This is a genomic window from Flavobacterium aquidurense, assembly GCF_001404985.1.
In the GTDB taxonomy this organism is placed as follows: Bacteria; Bacteroidota; Bacteroidia; order Flavobacteriales; family Flavobacteriaceae; genus Flavobacterium; species Flavobacterium aquidurense_B.
The window spans coordinates 112,260-128,815 of sequence record NZ_JRLF01000006.1; the positions used below are offsets into that span (position 1 = coordinate 112,260).

16 protein-coding genes and 1 tRNA gene are annotated in these 16,556 nt (G+C 30.4%); 7 read left to right on the forward strand and 10 right to left on the reverse strand.

Annotation, left to right across the window (positions count from 1 at the left end; genetic code table 11):
- Positions 1 to 89: 89 nt before the first annotated feature.
- Positions 90 to 1,877, reverse strand: a complete 1,788-nt coding sequence (locus RC62_RS02095; RefSeq protein WP_055092156.1) for an ABC transporter ATP-binding protein — start codon at positions 1,875 to 1,877, stop codon at positions 90 to 92.
- A 263-nt stretch (positions 1,878 to 2,140) separates the two neighbouring features.
- Here RC62_RS02095 and RC62_RS02100 point away from each other — a divergent pair.
- Positions 2,141 to 2,215: transfer RNA gene (locus tag RC62_RS02100), tRNA-Val, on the forward strand.
- Between the two features lie 308 nt (positions 2,216 to 2,523).
- Here RC62_RS02100 and RC62_RS02105 read toward each other — a convergent pair.
- The gene (locus RC62_RS02105; RefSeq protein WP_055092158.1) at positions 2,524 to 3,138 is read right to left on the reverse strand and encodes an NAD(P)H-dependent oxidoreductase; all 615 of its coding nucleotides are present in this window, start codon (positions 3,136 to 3,138) and stop codon (positions 2,524 to 2,526) included.
- Positions 3,139 to 3,253: 115 nt separating this feature from the next.
- On the opposite strand from RC62_RS02105, the gene RC62_RS02110 reads away from it, so the two are divergent.
- Positions 3,254 to 3,619, forward strand: a complete 366-nt coding sequence (locus RC62_RS02110) for a winged helix-turn-helix transcriptional regulator (RefSeq protein ID WP_055092161.1) — start codon at positions 3,254 to 3,256, stop codon at positions 3,617 to 3,619.
- Between the two features lie 379 nt (positions 3,620 to 3,998).
- Here the strand turns inward: RC62_RS02110 and RC62_RS02115 are convergent, their stop codons facing one another.
- Positions 3,999 to 4,520, reverse strand: a complete 522-nt coding sequence (locus RC62_RS02115; protein WP_055092163.1) for a GNAT family N-acetyltransferase — start codon at positions 4,518 to 4,520, stop codon at positions 3,999 to 4,001.
- A 143-nt stretch (positions 4,521 to 4,663) separates the two neighbouring features.
- Complete coding sequence (locus RC62_RS02120) at positions 4,664 to 5,503, reverse strand: alpha/beta fold hydrolase (RefSeq protein ID WP_055092165.1); 840 nt, start codon at positions 5,501 to 5,503, stop codon at positions 4,664 to 4,666.
- Between the two features lie 283 nt (positions 5,504 to 5,786).
- On the opposite strand from RC62_RS02120, the gene RC62_RS02125 reads away from it, so the two are divergent.
- The 5 genes from RC62_RS02125 to RC62_RS02145 all read left to right on the forward strand — a co-directional run bounded on the left by RC62_RS02125 (position 5,787) and on the right by RC62_RS02145 (position 9,893).
- Positions 5,787 to 6,401, forward strand: coding sequence for a hypothetical protein (locus RC62_RS02125; protein WP_157472322.1), 615 nt, complete (start codon positions 5,787 to 5,789; stop codon positions 6,399 to 6,401).
- 124 nt (positions 6,402 to 6,525) lie between these two features.
- The gene (locus RC62_RS02130) at positions 6,526 to 6,885 is read left to right on the forward strand and encodes a VOC family protein (protein ID WP_055092169.1); all 360 of its coding nucleotides are present in this window, start codon (positions 6,526 to 6,528) and stop codon (positions 6,883 to 6,885) included.
- A 144-nt stretch (positions 6,886 to 7,029) separates the two neighbouring features.
- The gene (locus tag RC62_RS02135; protein ID WP_055092171.1) at positions 7,030 to 7,491 is read left to right on the forward strand and encodes a MarR family winged helix-turn-helix transcriptional regulator; all 462 of its coding nucleotides are present in this window, start codon (positions 7,030 to 7,032) and stop codon (positions 7,489 to 7,491) included.
- 126 nt (positions 7,492 to 7,617) lie between these two features.
- Positions 7,618 to 8,025: a helix-turn-helix domain-containing protein gene (locus tag RC62_RS02140; RefSeq protein ID WP_055092173.1), complete on the forward strand. Its 408-nt coding sequence runs from the start codon at positions 7,618 to 7,620 to the stop codon at positions 8,023 to 8,025.
- A gap of 671 nt (positions 8,026 to 8,696) precedes the next feature.
- Positions 8,697 to 9,893, forward strand: coding sequence for a PQQ-binding-like beta-propeller repeat protein (locus RC62_RS02145; protein ID WP_055092175.1), 1,197 nt, complete (start codon positions 8,697 to 8,699; stop codon positions 9,891 to 9,893).
- Between the two features lie 106 nt (positions 9,894 to 9,999).
- On the opposite strand, the gene RC62_RS22965 is transcribed toward RC62_RS02145, so the two are convergent.
- From RC62_RS22965 to RC62_RS02175, 6 genes are all read right to left on the reverse strand, one after another.
- A complete protein-coding gene (locus RC62_RS22965; protein WP_167343841.1) occupies positions 10,000 to 11,136 on the reverse strand; it encodes a nuclear transport factor 2 family protein in 1,137 nt (378 codons plus the stop codon).
- Between the two features lie 37 nt (positions 11,137 to 11,173).
- Complete coding sequence (locus tag RC62_RS02155) at positions 11,174 to 11,635, reverse strand: nuclear transport factor 2 family protein (protein ID WP_055092178.1); 462 nt, start codon at positions 11,633 to 11,635, stop codon at positions 11,174 to 11,176.
- A gap of 67 nt (positions 11,636 to 11,702) precedes the next feature.
- Entirely contained in the window at positions 11,703 to 12,752 is a 1,050-nt protein-coding gene (locus RC62_RS02160; RefSeq protein WP_055092179.1) for a helix-turn-helix domain-containing protein, read from the reverse strand.
- A gap of 94 nt (positions 12,753 to 12,846) precedes the next feature.
- Positions 12,847 to 14,406 (reverse strand): serine hydrolase, encoded by a 1,560-nt coding sequence (locus RC62_RS02165; protein WP_055092181.1) that lies wholly within the window; start codon positions 14,404 to 14,406, stop codon positions 12,847 to 12,849.
- Positions 14,407 to 14,642: 236 nt separating this feature from the next.
- Positions 14,643 to 15,059, reverse strand: a complete 417-nt coding sequence (locus tag RC62_RS02170; protein ID WP_055092183.1) for a hypothetical protein — start codon at positions 15,057 to 15,059, stop codon at positions 14,643 to 14,645.
- Between the two features lie 39 nt (positions 15,060 to 15,098).
- Positions 15,099 to 16,475 carry a hypothetical protein gene (locus RC62_RS02175; RefSeq protein WP_055092185.1) on the reverse strand — a complete coding sequence of 459 codons (1,377 nt, stop codon included), beginning with the start codon at positions 16,473 to 16,475 and terminating at the stop codon, positions 15,099 to 15,101.
- Positions 16,476 to 16,556: the final 81 nt, after the last annotated feature.

Genomic DNA, 16,556 nt, shown 5'->3' on the forward strand with positions numbered 1-16,556 from the left:
TTTACATTGGAGCTTTTTTATGCACTTTTTTTTAACCGGACAGGTTTCAAAAACCTGTCGGGTTTGATTTTGAGGTTTAGGATTTTCTACTAATAATTACTAAACTGTAGATTACTCAGGTTTTTATAGGTTCCGTTTTCAAGATTTATTAGTTCCTGATGTGTTCCTTCTTCCGTTATTTTTCCGTTATCCAAAACTAAAATTTTATCAGCGTTTCTAATAGTCGAAAGGCGGTGAGCAATTATAATACTTGTTCTTCCTTCCATTAAAACTTCTAAAGCTTCCTGAACTAATTTTTCGCTTTCGCTGTCTAAAGATGATGTTGCTTCATCTAATATCAAAATACTTGGGTTTTTAAGTAATGCTCTTGCAATTGCAATACGCTGGCGTTGTCCTCCGGATAATTTTACACCGCGTTCTCCTACGACAGTTTCGAATTTTTCAGGAAATCCTTCTACAAAATTAAATGCATTTGCTTGTTTTGCAGCCAGGATAATTTCTTCGTTCGTTGCATCTGGTTTTCCGTATGCAATATTCTCTTTTATGGTTCCACCAAATAAAATTACATCCTGCGGCACAATGCTCATATTACCACGAAGATTTTCTAGATCAAAATCATAGATATTTTTTCCGTCAACCGTGATTTCTCCTGAAGTAATATCATAGAAACGCAGTAAAAGGGAAGAAATAGTAGATTTTCCGGCACCACTTGGACCTACAATCGCGATTTTTTGTCCAAATTCAGCAGTAAAATTCACATCTTTTAATACCTGAACTTCTTTTCTTGAAGGATAACTAAATGCGACATTTTTAAAAGAAACATTTCCTTTTATTTTTTCTAGTGGAGTAGTATTTTGTGACGAATTTATTTTTTCCGGTGTTTCTTCTAATAATTCAAAAACTCTTTCGGTAGCACCAATTGCTTTTTGAATTTGTGCATATAATTCAGCAATTCCGCCAAACGAAGCGCCAACAAATGTTGAATACAATACAAATGAAATCAACTGACCAACACTCATTTCTCCTGCAATGCTTAAACGAACTCCGTACCACACAACAGCAACGATGGCGCCAAACAAACAGAAAATAATAAACGATGCAAAGTAACCACGGTATTTACCGCCTTTGATAGCCAGTTTTACAACTTCACTAATTTTTCCTTTATAACGGGTGACTTCGTACCATTCGTTTGCAAAGGCTTTTACAATACTGATTCCCTGCATGGTTTCTTCTACAATAACCTGACTTTCTGCAACCTGATCCTGAACTTGTTTCGAATATTTTCGAATAAAACGTCCAAAAATTACAGCAGCAACGGCTACAAGAGGAACTACGGCCAACATTAATAAGGTTAATTTAAAGCTTTCTGTAGCCAATAAAATAACCCCGCCTATAATAAGTATAAATTGACGTAAAAACTCAGCAATTGTTGATGTTAGTGTATCCTGGATCTGAGTTATATCTGCACTTATACGACTGTTTAGTTCTCCAACTCTTTTTTGAGAGAAGAATGTCATTGGCAGTTTTACTAAATTGGTATATAATGATAATCTCAGGTTTGCTAATGTATTTTCGGTAAAATTAACAAACAATGACAATCTGAAAAACGAACAGAACGATTGCAGAAATAAGATCACAATTAATCCTAATGCAATTTGGTTTGCCTGATCATTGTCTTTATTTTTCACACAGTCAATCAACATTCCCATTAATTTAGGAAAGGCGAGGGCAGTGGCTCCTGTAAGTAAAAGGAAAACCAAGCCAACATAAAATTTCCATTGGTGCTTGCCGGCGTATTTGAATATTATGGTTGCTTTGTTAAGTGAAGTAGCGGTAATTTTTGATTTTGGTAAATCATTTTCTTTAAATCTTGCCATTTGAGTATACAATTAAGGTTTACAAATGTATGATTATAGCAAATGAATACAAAGGATTATTATAAATTAGACTTTGCCATCTGTGTTTTTAACTAAAAGTAAAGAAATAGCATTTTTTTTCATTTTTTAAGAAGCTGAAAAATAGATTAGTAAATAAAAAAGCTAAAAAATATTTCATTTTATTTCAAAAAACGCTTGCAAATACAAAATCTAGCTGTATATTTGCACTCGCAATCACATAACGATAGCAACCTAGAAAAATAGGGCGATTAGCTCAGCTGGTTCAGAGCACCTCGTTTACACCGAGGGGGTCGGGGGTTCGAACCCCTCATCGCCCACAAAAGACAAACAACGCTATTGGAATCCAATAGCGTTGTTTCTATATATAAACCAAGTATTTGAATATATACCCAATTTATAAATTACTTGACTCACTGTAATTTGATTTCAATAAATTTTATTACAAATTAAAATTATATTTAGTAATAGTTTAGACAAAGATTACATTGCTATATACTAAACTTTATATTGCCCATTTTTGATTGTGGTAATAATCTCTTGTAATAATAAAAGTTAATCAAATACGGCTAAAATAATACTCAAGCCATAACTGTTATTTTACCAATAATCACAATTGTTTTTAGTTTCATTTATTTATCATTTTAGAAATCATTTCGAGATGTGTATTGTATTGCTCCATAAAAAGATCAATTGTTGGATTTTTTACAACATCAAAACAATGAAAATTCGGCAAAATATCATAACCGCAAAATTTATAATTTAAGGTAACATTGAATAAAACATCATTGGCTGATTTTCCATTCAAAAAAACTTGGTTGTGATTGTCAAAACTTTCATTAGGTGCATTCCAAGTAGCAGAAATCATTACTTTTTTTCCATCTAAATTTCCTCCAGATCCGTACTGTTTGGTTACATCATTTCTAGATCTTCCGTCGTCATTAAGCATTTTTTGTGATAGCAATCCTTCCATAAAAATTTCATCGGCATATTTTTTATAGATCCATGGGGTATTAAACCAAAAAACTGGTGTTTGAATAATAACCAAGTCTGCATTTATGTGTTTTTCAACTTCTGTTTGCGGATCATATCCATTATCTATAAAAGTTTCTTGAACCTCATATTGCTTGCTTTCAAAAAATGACTTTGCATGTCCTGCTAATGTTTTATTTAATTTTCCTTCCGAAATTCCGTCATATTTTTGATGTGTATGAATAAGTAATATTGTTTTTTTATTTTCCATTTTTTGATTTATTTTTTGACAAAACTATATCTTTACTATGTTTTCGACAAGTACTTACTAAAAAGTAATGTACTTACTTTAAACACATAAATACTGAAAATCAAATAATTATACAATGAAAGTTTTTGAAAAAAAATATGAAAATGCAAATGAATGCCCAATTACAATCTTTATGGATAAAATTGGCGGAAAATGGAAACCTGTAATTGTTTGGCTTTTGCTAAAAAACGGAACCATGCGTTTTAATGAATTAGACAAAGGAATAAATGGAATTACACAAAAGATGCTTTCTCAACAACTGAAAAGTTTAGAAGAAGAAAACATCATAAAACGCATTTCTTATCCGGTAATTCCTCCAAAAGTTGAATACAGTTTGACAAAAAAAGGAAATACTTTATCAGAAATTTTGGAGGGAATTATGCAATGGAGCAACACAAACCTGATAGAAAAAACAACAGTTAACTCCAGTTCAGCAAATTGAAAGGCGTTAGTTTGTAGCCGGCAAAAACTGCTGATAACATAATTCATCCACACAAAGGCAAACTCATTAAAATAGCTATAAATAAAGTTTATTGTATTCGAATAATTTATTTTTTTATTGCAATTTTTGATTTTTTTCTAATCTCAGTTAAATTCAAACCATTAGATAATCTACTTTAAGGTATCAAAAAATGTCAAAATTGGTATCAAGTGTTCGATTGCAGTCCCTGACAGCCCACCAAGAAGCTCCTTAAGAAATTAAGGAGTTTTTTTTATGCCAGCATTTTTCACAAATTTAGCAGGTTTTATATTAACTAGTTAAAAATCAAAAACAATCTCATTTCACAAAAAACTATTCTAATAGTAGAATATTAACAACTTCAAGTCGTCAACCGATACAAAATAAGATTAGGATTATTTTCTACAATATCATCTAGTTTCTTAAAATTTAATTTTTGAAGAAGTTTTGTTGAGCTTTGATTATCTTTATGCGTTTGAGCATCTATCGCTTTTATTTCAAGTGTTTTAATTGCGTATTCGATAACTTTCTTCGCTGCTTCGATCATGATTCCCTGATGCTGATATGGAGTAAGAAGCTCATATCCAATTTCACATTTTTTTAGATCGTCTAAAAAGTCAAATAGACAAATTGTGCCAATAAGTTTATCATCACCGGTTTTTGTAATTGCCCAGTAAAAAAGTTCATCATTTTCATTTTCAATTATAATTTCGATAAAATTTAAGGCGTCATCTATTGTTTTACTTGGCTTTCTGCCAAGGAATTTATTTATTTCTGTGTCTGAGCGCAAATGCAATATTTCTTCGGAATCATTTTTTGAAAGTTTACGAAGTGTTAACCTTTCGGTGAGTAATGTTGGGAAAGTTTGCAAGTTCCTTTTCATTTTTAAAAACGTTTTTTCTGCCTGACTAACTTTTTTATCTGTAATTGACTTTTATTCAGGCTAATATAAAAAATATTTTTTCGTACTGAAACCAAGACAAATTTCAAATGCAAGCTATAAAATCTTAAGATTTACCTCAATTTTTATTTGTGCTTATCAAATAACCATTTTGGAATTTCTTCGGTTGTTAAAAACGGAATCACAATGTTATTATGATTTAGATTGTTAAAGGTAGTAAAGATCAGATTTTTGCTTGAAGACAATTTATTAAACAATTCAACACTTCCAACATATGGATTCTCGTCATCTTTTTCGCCGTGAATAAGCCATATGTTTTTGCTGCTTATTTTTTTAAGATTAGAAAAATCAGGAACAGCCGCAACAGAAACAATAGCAGCAAATTTTTCTGGCGCAATATTTAGTAAGTTTTGAGCCGTAGAACCTCCCATAGAATACCCAATTAAGTAAATTTTGTTTTTATCAATGTTTGAATATTCTTTTTCAACATTTTGAATTAATTCTAATAAGGCAAAAACATCTTCTGAAGGTTTTGAAACTTGAATTCCATCAACATTTTTTTCATAATCTGAAGAACGTTTGCTGAATTGCGGCGCTATAACATAACATTGATATTTAGTATAAATTTCAGGTCTTAACCAAATTTTCGCAAATGGTTCAAGTTGGTTTTCATTATCATTTCCTAATCGGGTAGAGTTGTGAAAGGTAATTGCTAAAGGATATTTCTGATTACTACTATTGTTTTTTGGTGTTAGAAGCCTATATGGAATTTGGATATTTTTTTTAGCAAATATTTTTTTTGCAAAGGCATCAGTATTAAGTGCGTTTACTATTTTTTTATTATTTGCAAAAGTCAAACTATCAACCGTCGTTTCGCGGAATTCTTTTTTCTGTCCGATAGCACAATTCACAGTGAAAGTCAAAAAAAGTACCGCTAGAATTTGTTCTAAATTTCTTTTATACATACATTTTCTATAAAGTTGGCGCTCCCCAAATAAAACAACGACAACATATCTAAGCTATATTAGCTTAATATTATTAATTGGATTTTTCTGGACTAATATAAGAAAAATCTTTATGCTATATAATTCATTTTGGCTGAAATAAACATGAATTTGAACTATTTTATTTAGAATGTCTTTTTATCGCTTTATTGTTTTATTCTTGCACAAACAAATTAGAAACAGGAAATTAAATAAGATGTTTTCGAATAATCAAGAGAGAAAGTAATAATTAATACGAATACATTTGAGATCAAAACAAAATCTAAAAAAAATAGAAAGAAGAAAGCTTAAGAACAAAGAGAAAAAAATCAACCAAAGACATTATATTCTCTTAATAATGGCGATGATTTTTGCTATTATAAATCATACATTCTTTGAAAGCGCTACAATTGGACACAATATTAGATATAACATTTATGTTTTTTTTCTGCCAATAAGTATCGGAATATTATTTTTTGGAATTTACAGGAAAGATTTTTTGATTAGAACCTATTTAAGTTTCACCAAAACATATGAAAAAATATATGTGATTTTATTTTATTTACTGCAAGGAATTATAGTTTCATATTTGAGTTTTGAACAAATTGCAAGTGTGACATGGAATTATATAAACACCAGAGAAGCAGAAAAAAATCTGGTCGAAATAATAAATTGTAAAGTAGAAGGTTTTTACACTAGAAAAAATCCGGACATTTCTTTTAAGTTTCAAAACCGGACTGAAGTCTTCAGCGTTAGTCAGGAAATGAATAGACAAAATTACAATCGCAATCCAAAAGATTATTCGTTAGAAATCACGATCCAAAAAGGAATTTGGAACTACTATGTTGTTAAACACTGGGAACTAAAAAGTATCCGCTGATATAGTTCTATATCTCTCTAAATATTCTATTCTAATTTTAAGTACAAATAATAAATAATCAAAATTATTTGCACATTGTTGTCATGTATACTATATTTGCGACAACAATTTAAATTTATTCAAAATGAGAGAATTAACCTTTGCATCACTACAAGTAAATAATTTAGAAGCATCAAAAGACTTCTACGAAAAAAAATTAGGATTTGAAGTTGGAAACACAAACCCACAAGCCTGTATTTTTAAATACAATCAAGGACAGGCGAGTTTTGCTATTCGCACACCTCTTGAACCAATTGAAGGAAAAGAATTAGGAACCGGCGTGGCACTTTGGTTTGCTGTAAACGAAAATGTAGACGAATTGAAAGAGAAATTTATCGCAAACGGAATAACTACTGCCGGACCAATTATAGAAACACCTTTTGGAAGGGCATTTCATGTAAAAGACCTTGACGGATATAAACTTACTTTTTTGGAGACAAAATAAAAGTAAATTATTTAGTAATTTTAGAAACAAATTCAGAAGCAAAATAATTTTGTTATCCCGTTTTATTAGCGATTCTCCTGACTATCTTTGAAATTTATAAACTCGATTTTGATTTAATATCGACACAAATGCTGCAATATCATTATGCCTAAAGAAATTAATTTTCATTTTAAAAGTCCAAAAGATAGTCCGGGTTATTTGCTTGGACAATTAACTATGCTTTGGCAGCGCAAACTAAAAAAAGTTTTAGATCCATTAGATTTAACGCAAACTCAATTTGTGTTATTGGCTGCTTTAGGCTGGCTTTCGAAAAAAAACGATTCTGTTACACAAATTGATATTGCCAATCAAAGTAATGCTGATCGAATGATGGTTTCAAAAGTGTTGCGAACGCTGGAAGATAAAGGCTTCATAACACGACAAGAACATGAAACTGATACAAGGGCAAAAACGATTAAACTAACCAATGCAGGAGAAAAAGTTTTGCAAAATGCAATTATTGAAGTAGAAAATGCCGATCTTGATTTCTTTTCTACTTTAGATGAAAATCTTTCTCCTTTTAATGCTAATATGGCAAAACTTATTGATAAAAATAAAAATGAATAAAAACATTGTCCTTTTATATAATTTCTGACAAATGAATATTTACAGGATATTTTTTTACCTTTGAAAATAAGAGTTTTTAATCTAGATGGCTTTATATTTGAGCCTTCGGAAAATTTGATATTTATTATGGAACAAAAAATACATCAGGGAAGAAACGTAAAACGTTTTAGAGAAATGCTTGGCATAAAACAAGAAGCATTGGCTTTTGATTTGGGAAATGACTGGAATCAGAAGAAAATTTCTATGCTGGAGCAAAAAGATGTAATTGAAGATAATCTGTTGAAACAAATTTCGGGCGCGTTGAGAATTCCTGTTGAAGCCTTTCAGAATTTTGATGAAGAGCAAGCAATAAATATCATTTCTAATACTTTTAATGATCACTCTAATGGATACAATTATTATCCAAATTTCAATATAAATCCAGTAGATAAATGGATCGAAGCTTTAGAAGAAATCAAAAGATTAAATCTGGAACTTTTAAAATCGAAAGAGGAACAGATTAAGATTTTAGAGAAATTGGTTTCAAATAAATAGACACATATAAACTCCTTAAGAAATTAAGGAGTTTTTTTTATGTTTTTTATTTTTTGACATGGAATTCCAATCATGAGTGTTCAAAACTTTTAAGAATGGCTGAAAGCCCTCAAAGCAATAGCGTAGTGCATCGCGCTACGAATTAAATCAAAATAAAAATCGCCCTGAAAGGGCATAAGAAATAGATAATATAAATTTAAAGAAGGAATAGGTGTTTCTCTCAAAAAATATCATTTAAAATATAATAAACCTTCCCTTTAAGATTAAGCTTGTGCCCTTACAGGGCTAGAACAATAAACATTCCTCATTCATAGCGCTTCGCACCATGCTATTGCTGAGGCTCTTTCAGAGCAAAATGGTTAGGATAACTATAATTGAAAATCTATTATATAATTACAAATTCGTTGAACTCTAATTCACAATTCCTAGGCTTTATAACGCACTATGCTATTGCTGAGACTCTTTCAGAGCAAAAGGTTTAAGACAATTATAGTTGTAAATCTACGTTATCTGATTACAAACCTGTTGAATTGTAATTCATAATTCAAAGCCTTATGACTTCGAAAAATGCTATAATAATTTTTTACTACATTTGACATGCATATTATTTCATTTGGCAACTTTATTGCTAAGAAGAAATAATATCATTTCATTAACCCCAAATTTTAAAAATGAAAAAAAAAAAAATAACTCTTTTATTTGTATTTGCTGTTATAAATATATTTGGGCAAGCGCCAACTACGCCAAAATCTGGCAATCCTAATTCTAATAATAAGATTTTACCACCTAATGAAATCGTCACTAATAAGGTAATGACTCCGCTTAAAAAAGTGGCATTAGATCAGGCATTAGTTTTAATTTATGACTACGACGGTTCTCTTTTTTCATTCGATTTAGAATCTGAACAAATTGGCTGGACTGTAAAAGCTACAGATGCTTATACTGAAATGTGCGCAAATGCAGTAACATTGCTGGATGGAGTTGTATATGTTCCGTTTATAAACGGTGAAATTTTTGCAATTGATAACCAAACCGGTAAACCTTTCTGGAAAACAAGATTAGGTAATATTACGGATCAAATTGTGCTTAAAGACCAAATTCCGGTTATAAACAACGGCAAATTATATATAACTTCTCAAAATGGTAATATTTATGCTCTTGATACCAAGGACGGAAGTTTAATATGGAATTACAAGTTAGATTCTGCAAATAATGATATTCCGGTTCTCTTTTTTGATAATAAAATCTTTACTCAAAGCGGATCTAATTTTTATAGTTTTGATGCAAATACAGGAAAACTTATTTATCAAAAAACCTTTGAAGAACCTCTACACGGAAAACCTGTAACAGATGGTGAGAATGTTTTTGTAGCAAATGAAAAAAATGTACTTTTTGCCTTAAGTGCTAATAAACCAGATGTTTTATGGGAATTTAAATTTGATGAAAATCAAAATAATGTCAAGGAACGTATATTTTGCAAAGACAAGAAAGTATATTTTGCAGCACAAGGCCCAGAAGTTTCTTCTATATATGCTGTAGATTCAAAAGCAGGAACTCAGATCTGGAAAACAGATTTCAAAGCTGATAATGTAGAATATATAGTTGAGGAAAGTGATAATATTTGGGGATATACTCGTAAGAAAAAACTTTTTCAGATAGACATCACAAACGGTGAAATAGCATTAGAAACAAAATTAACAACAAATCCTATTTCAAATCTTGAATTTGCAAATGATGATTTCTTATTTTATTATTCTGATGCTGCTTTAATTCAATTTGAGTTTAAAACACAGGACGAAAACGAAGTGTATCTTCGAACCTCAATCAAGGATGATGTTTATAGCGCATATGTAAAAATGATTCGATAAAAAAACAATCAATTGTTTGATTTTGAAGCCAGATAATTCACAAAAAACTCCTTAAAATATTAAGGAGTTTTTTTTGTGATTTGATTCTTTTATTTTTCTCTTACATTTAAATCTTTTCGTTTTTTGGTAACTCTCTCCAGGAATAACTTTTATGTACAATTTTCCAGGTATTTTGATATTTGAGTATCAAAAAATAGTCGGTAAAAGTACGCTGATTTGGTATTACGATTTCTGCTTTTGCTATTGCTGCGTCATTTTCTATGTCGATTGCAATTATATTTCCAATTCGGTTATTTTTTTTCCCAACTTTTATATTCGCAATGTATTCTTTGCCGGAACGTATCCACAAAGTATCTTTTGCAACAGTATATAAATTAAAATCCGGATGAAACGCCTTTTGTAATCTTTCGGGTTGTCCGTTTGCGGTTCCTTCAATGTAGTCAAGCAATATTTCTGTAATTTGTGCCAAATCACTTTTTACAGCTGGATTGGTATTTTTAAAATTGGTTTTTAAGATCGCTATAACTTCATTTGAAACTTTTAGTGCAGAGCTTGGGTCTTGTCCGGTTACAAATCTTCCATCAACAATATAAAAACCGTCTCCGGCTTTTTCAGAATACTTAAAGTTTCCTTTATTTTTACTTATTTCTTTGTCAATCGAGAACGGAAATGCTTTGTAATATTCGGCATCTTTATTTTCGAATATATCCGGATATCCTGTAATTTTTTTTCCTGCGTATAGCGAATTCCCATTTTCGTTTTTTAGATAGGCGATTCCGGCGGTTCCATGGCAAATTGCAGCAATTACTCCGTTTTTATTGTAAATCTTTCCGGCAATTTTCTGAATAGTAATATCTTCTGCTACGCCAAACATTGCTGCACCACCACCACTGTAAAAAATTGCCAAATAGTTATCTGCAATAATTTCCGTTGGTTTCATTGTATGTTCTAATTTGTTCATAAACCAACCATTATACAAATACTTTTTTTGCAAACTGTCTGATATATTCATGTAACCCAAAGAAATTGCCCCACCTTTAGGACTAATAAAGTCAACTTCGTATCCGGCTTTTATGAATGCGTCATAAGGCACAATAATTTCCTGAAAGTGATTGGCGGCAGGAATATTTGTGTTTCCATAAAATTCCTGGTTTGACGTTACAAACAATATTTTATTTTGCGCATTGATACCTGTAAAATTTAAACCTGTTAAAGCAAGTACTAAGATTATTGTTATTTTCATATGTTAGAAATTAGAATGTTTAACTATAAAAACAACATTATTGTTTTGCTTTTGTCACAGGAACTTCAACGGTTTTATGAGGTGTTCGGGTCGAAATCTTATCTACAATTAACCAACCTTTGTTTGTCTTTATAAAATGAAAATAATCTACAAATAGTAGTGTTGCTGTACTAATTTCGACTTTTGCAATTGCCACATTGTTTGTAATATCTATAAATACAGTGCGACCGGACCAATTTTTAGGTTTTGCATGTGCCGTAAAACTTACAATATATTGCGCTTTAGTAACGGTTTTTAATTCGTTATCAGCAAAATATTTCAATTGCCAGGAATCATCAAATGACGAACCTACTTTGACAGAATCTCCCGTAGCTTGCCCGTCTATGTATAAATTTATTGTTTTTTGGATCAAATCCCAATCGTTTGGAGCGTCGCTTACTTGTGCATTTACATTTAAAGACAAAAGAATAACTGAAATAGATAAAAGCATTTTTCTCATTTTAAGTTTTTTAATTATTAATAATGAGTGCAAATATTCAGGTTTTATGAGCCTTGCGGGTTTTAGATTATAAAGTAGAACTTATTTTTTCAGAATATTTTTTTTGATATTCTGCAGGAGTTAGGCCAGTAATTTTTTTAAATGTGGTAAAAAAGGTCGATTTTGAACTAAAACCACTGTCATAACCCAAACTTTCGATTGTATAATTGTTTGTGGATTCTAAGAGTAATTTTGCCTTTTCAATTCTATATTCTTTAATTAGGTTTGAAAAAGATTTCCCCAATATTTCATTAACATATTGCGAAAGTACATGTTTGGTTACTTTAAGTTCTTTTGCAGCTTTTTCAAGAGAGAAATCCGGATTTAGAAAAAGTTCTTTTTCTAATATAACAGATAGTTTTTGATTCATTAAGCCTAATGTTTCCTTGTCGATTTCTTTATTCTTGTATTTCTCTTTTTCATTAAAGAAAGTAGATTCAGGACTGTTTTTAAAGATTAATAGTAAAATAATTAGATACAAAATAAATGTAAAGGATAAAGCCCCAACAATATATGACGTGTAAACAGCAAAGGTATAAGCCAACCAGATAAATGCCACGCCAAAATAAATGCTAAGAAACCAAACATCGATTCTTTTTAAGGTTTCTTTTTCTTTTATTTTTTGAAGAATCGAACGGATATATTTGAAAGATAAAAGAATGTAGACAAACCATTGAGCGTATATGGCGCATACAATCCATTTGCTCCAAATCGCCCTATGTTCTACATAAGGATATAGCAAACCCAAAATGGTAATTATGACCAAATTGGGTATTACATTTTGTTTCCAGTTTGCTTTTTCAACTTCTGAATATGATTTTAGATATAAATACAGAAACGGACCAATAAGAACGCAGGCAGAAAGTCCAATATGAATGAAAATATTCGATAAATGCGGATTAAAATAAAAAAATACCGATTTGATAATTCTAATACTTAAAACCAATAGGAGCAGGGATAGAAAATAGTTTGTAAAATTTTTCTTTTTAGCATTTACAGCAAAATACAACGAAAGCAAAACACCATTGAAAGCACCTAAAGCACTAAAAAAGAAAAGTAACAAATTTGATCCTGCCATTATTTAGTAAAATTAATTGAGTTTTAATTGGTCGTTAAGCACTTTTATTCGAGCTATCTACACTCATAAGTAATGATCTTTACAGTTCTATATTTTATTTCACTCTTTTTAAATCTAAATCCTGAAAGTCGAAACTAAAATCTATGTTTGGAGAAATTCCTTTCATCAAAATAGATTGTGCTTTACCTGATTCATCAAGCGAAAACATAGCAAAAGCATCGCAATTCATTGCCTGATATTCCCATTTTATAGCAAATGTATTGGCATTATAAAAAGCCATTGGACCACTTAATTTAGGCGAACGGTACGATTTGAACCATAATTGTTTATCTTTTTCAAATATTTCAATTTCACCAAACCATTTATCTGCATAAACACCTATAAAATCTTCATTTTTTACTTTTATATTTTTGGATAACTTCACTTTGTCCCATACTTTTTTTGTAACATCATCACTTGTATTTTCACCTTGTTTCATCCAATCGACTACTTTCCTGGTCCAGCCATAATCCTCCAGGCCTAAATAGCTATCAGCAATAGTATTTGTAACTGCTGTAAAAAGTCCTGCACCGCCATTTTGTGTATTTGTCAAAATTACAATTCCAAGATTCAGGTCCGGATACATTGTTACAATCGAAAGCATTCCTGGTAAACCTCCTGTGTGTGATACTTTTAGGTTTCCTTTTTCATCAGATATTCCCCAACCTAAACCATAACCACTAAAATGAGAATTATATCTGGGATTAGGATCTGAATTTAAAATGGTATGAATACGCCACATTTCTTCATGGTTTTTCTCAGAAAAAAGTTTTGATTTTAAATCATCTCCGTATTGACCTTTATTTAAGCGCACAATCATCCATTTAGACATATCGGCAGCATTGGAGATTATCCCTCCGGCAGCACCATTAACCTGAATCTGAAATCTTTCAATAGTTTTTATTGTCCCTGATTCTGACGAATGTGGTACTGCCAAATTAGTCTGATCGGTCATTAAACTGCTTCCTGCAAACGAATTATTCATTTGCAAAGGCTCAATGATTCGCTTTTGTACAAATGCTTCATAACTCATACCGCTTACTTTTGCAATTACTTCTCCTGCTACAATATAAAGCAGATTATCATAATCGAATTTGGTTCTAAAAGCTGAAACAGGTTTAAAATGCTGAAAACTGCTCATAACATCCTTAATCGTAAAATTTGAACCATCAGGAAAAAACATCAAATCTCCAACACCTAAGCCAAGTCCGCTGCGATGTGTTAATAAATCTTCTATATTAAAATTCTCGGTAACATAATCATTATACATTTTGAATTCAGGCAAATAATCTCTTACTTTATCAGTCCATTTTAACTTTCCTTCATCTTCAAGGATAGAAAGCGCGGTAGTTGTAAAGGCTTTGCTATTCGACGCGATTTGAAAATTGGTATACTCGTTTACAGGCTTTTTAGTTTCTACAGAACTAACGCCATAACCTTTTAGATGAATTACTTTTCCATCTTTTACAACAGCAACTGATGCGCCGGCAACTTTAAGTTCTTTTAATGAATTTTCTACTAAATAATCAATTTTTTCAGATGTTAATTGTGCAAAAATTGAAGATGTAAAACAAATTAAGACGAGGCAGGTAAAACGAATTGTTCTTTTTTTCATAAAAAGTGTTTTTTGATATGTGGTTTTTGTTATCAGTTAGAGATAAATGATAATAATATCCCTAATTTATAAGGAATTTGTATTACAAATTAACATTTATCTTTGGCTAATATAAGAAATATCTTTCGTCTAAAGAATCAACTAATTGAAGTTAATAAAAGACTTATGAACATTATTTTTTATGAATTTTGGAGTGTTTTTTTAAAGACTAGCAATGCTTTTGCAAGGAATACTAGTTATTCCTGGGAACTTTGAATTACAAAAGGTAACCTAAAACAACCGCTTTTATCAAAAACGTTATTCAGGTTTTCTTTTTTCATTGTCTCGATCAATTCATCACAAAAATTCTTTATGGTTATAGTCGCACAATTATTTTTTCCTTTTTTATCGATTTCATAAGAAGATATTATACAATTCGAATCTACATCAAAATTAACGTAAATCGTTTCTTTCTGAACTTCACAATCGTCTGGAAACCGTATAAAACTACTAATTTGAGTAAATTTAGTTCCATTTCCTATGCTTTGGCTAATAATAAGATCTCCGAATTTCGTTTTGATTTTGTTGGTAATTTTTGTGTTCTTTAAATCATCTTCCTGAGCATAAATTGACGATATAAAAATTAGCATAATCATTTGTAGTACAATTTTCATTTCTTGCTAAAAAATTTAATTTATAGTTTTGGAAAAAATTTATTGCTGTTTTATCAATTTAAGAAGATCTTCAATCGTTGATTTTTTTTGATTTAGTAGTATCAATTGGCTTTTATCATTTAATAGAATTTTCTCTGCAAACTCTTTGTCTGCATTGATTTTCCAGTTTTTTAACTCTGGAAACTTATTCTTTATCAGCTTTAGTTTTTCGGTATTATTTTTCGAGACAATAATGATTTTTGTGAGTGTTGTTTTCTGCATATTCTCAATACTGCTTTCTGTAATTTGATCTTCAAATTCTGACCTTGAGCGATATCTAAATAGTTTTCTTATCGTATTCTCATCGTTCTTATTTTCTGACAGTACATATCTGTAAGTCATTATATTATCAAGTTCATTTATCCAATTAGGAAAATTTTCTTCGTAAAGCCTGATATAATTATCAATAAAATTTTTATCAATTGGTTTCTTTTCATCAATATATACTGTAACCAATGGATATATTTGCTTCGCTATTAGGTTAATATACTTTTTGTTATACCAGTCTCCTGTGTCAATTTTACCATCTAATTTTCCATAAACATAGCCATTCCCTAATGTTGTCGCCAGAGCTTCATTCATAAGTTGATAAGCATAATTACTGCATTTTGATTTATTTTCTTTAAAATAAGTATCAATTTCTGTTTTTACTTCAAGTGATTGTTCGTCATATATAATATGATACGTTTCGTGCAGCATAACACTAAAAAGATCTTTATAAGATCCTAAATCAGTTTGTATGGCGCTAATAAAATTGTTGCAAAACGCTTGCGCTGTAAATCCGTTAGAATTAGGCAAAGGATAAAAAGCTATTATAAAAGGAATTGAACTATCCCAATTTGAATTATAAAACAACAATCCGGTTTCAAAATATTTTTCTATTTCCTGCTCGTTAGAATACTTTGTAATTTCGCGAAGTTGCTTTTCGAATTTTTCTTTATTGGGATTATAAATTAGTTCATTATAGATGGGCGTAAATTCTAAAATACTTTCAGCCAGATCACTCAAGGTTTTATTAGGAATAAATCCAATAGTCCGCAGTTTGAAATCGTTTAAATTTTCGGTTTCAATCAGATTTTTTTTCAAAATATCTTCTGTTTGCATGCTCTTTTTTGAGCCATATGGATATTCTTCAAATCTAAAACTATAATCAAGGGATAAATTCTCGAATTTTGAGATTATAGCTTTATACTTCTCAATATTATATTTTGATTGTTGAAATTCAGTCTTAAAAACATTTTCAGGATAATCCTGGGAAAGATTTTGTAAAAAAACAAAAACTGCTAACTGTTCTGAATATTTAATTTTAAAAGTTGTTTTTTGTCCAAAAACAAAGGCTGTCAAAAATAAAAAGATTAGTAGAATTTTGTTTTTCATTGTCTGTTTGGTTATGATGTTATTTGATTCTGTATTTTTTTCTTATTCCAGCGTTAATTCTTTATTTGTAGTTTAAATCAC

Excerpts from the sequence above, each read along its gene's own strand:
- RC62_RS02175 (WP_055092185.1), bottom strand. The coding sequence starts at position 16,475 with ATGAAAAACAAAATTCTACTAATCTTTTTATTTTTGACAGCCTTTGTT.
- RC62_RS02115 (WP_055092163.1), bottom strand. The coding sequence starts at position 4,520 with ATGAAAAGGAACTTGCAAACTTTCCCAACATTACTCACCGAAAGGTTA.
- RC62_RS02170 (WP_055092183.1), bottom strand. The coding sequence starts at position 15,059 with ATGAAAATTGTACTACAAATGATTATGCTAATTTTTATATCGTCAATT.
- RC62_RS02095 (WP_055092156.1), bottom strand. The coding sequence starts at position 1,877 with ATGGCAAGATTTAAAGAAAATGATTTACCAAAATCAAAAATTACCGCT.
- RC62_RS02145 (WP_055092175.1), top strand. The coding sequence starts at position 8,697 with ATGAAAAAAAAAAAAATAACTCTTTTATTTGTATTTGCTGTTATAAAT.
- RC62_RS02120 (WP_055092165.1), bottom strand. The coding sequence starts at position 5,503 with ATGTATAAAAGAAATTTAGAACAAATTCTAGCGGTACTTTTTTTGACT.
- RC62_RS02165 (WP_055092181.1), bottom strand. The coding sequence starts at position 14,406 with ATGAAAAAAAGAACAATTCGTTTTACCTGCCTCGTCTTAATTTGTTTT.
- RC62_RS02135 (WP_055092171.1), top strand. The coding sequence starts at position 7,030 with ATGCCTAAAGAAATTAATTTTCATTTTAAAAGTCCAAAAGATAGTCCG.
- RC62_RS02105 (WP_055092158.1), bottom strand. The coding sequence starts at position 3,138 with ATGGAAAATAAAAAAACAATATTACTTATTCATACACATCAAAAATAT.
- RC62_RS02155 (WP_055092178.1), bottom strand. The coding sequence starts at position 11,635 with ATGAGAAAAATGCTTTTATCTATTTCAGTTATTCTTTTGTCTTTAAAT.
- RC62_RS22965 (WP_167343841.1), bottom strand. The coding sequence starts at position 11,136 with ATGAAAATAACAATAATCTTAGTACTTGCTTTAACAGGTTTAAATTTT.
- RC62_RS02110 (WP_055092161.1), top strand. The coding sequence starts at position 3,254 with ATGAAAGTTTTTGAAAAAAAATATGAAAATGCAAATGAATGCCCAATT.
- RC62_RS02130 (WP_055092169.1), top strand. The coding sequence starts at position 6,526 with ATGAGAGAATTAACCTTTGCATCACTACAAGTAAATAATTTAGAAGCA.
- RC62_RS02140 (WP_055092173.1), top strand. The coding sequence starts at position 7,618 with ATGGAACAAAAAATACATCAGGGAAGAAACGTAAAACGTTTTAGAGAA.
- RC62_RS02160 (WP_055092179.1), bottom strand. The coding sequence starts at position 12,752 with ATGGCAGGATCAAATTTGTTACTTTTCTTTTTTAGTGCTTTAGGTGCT.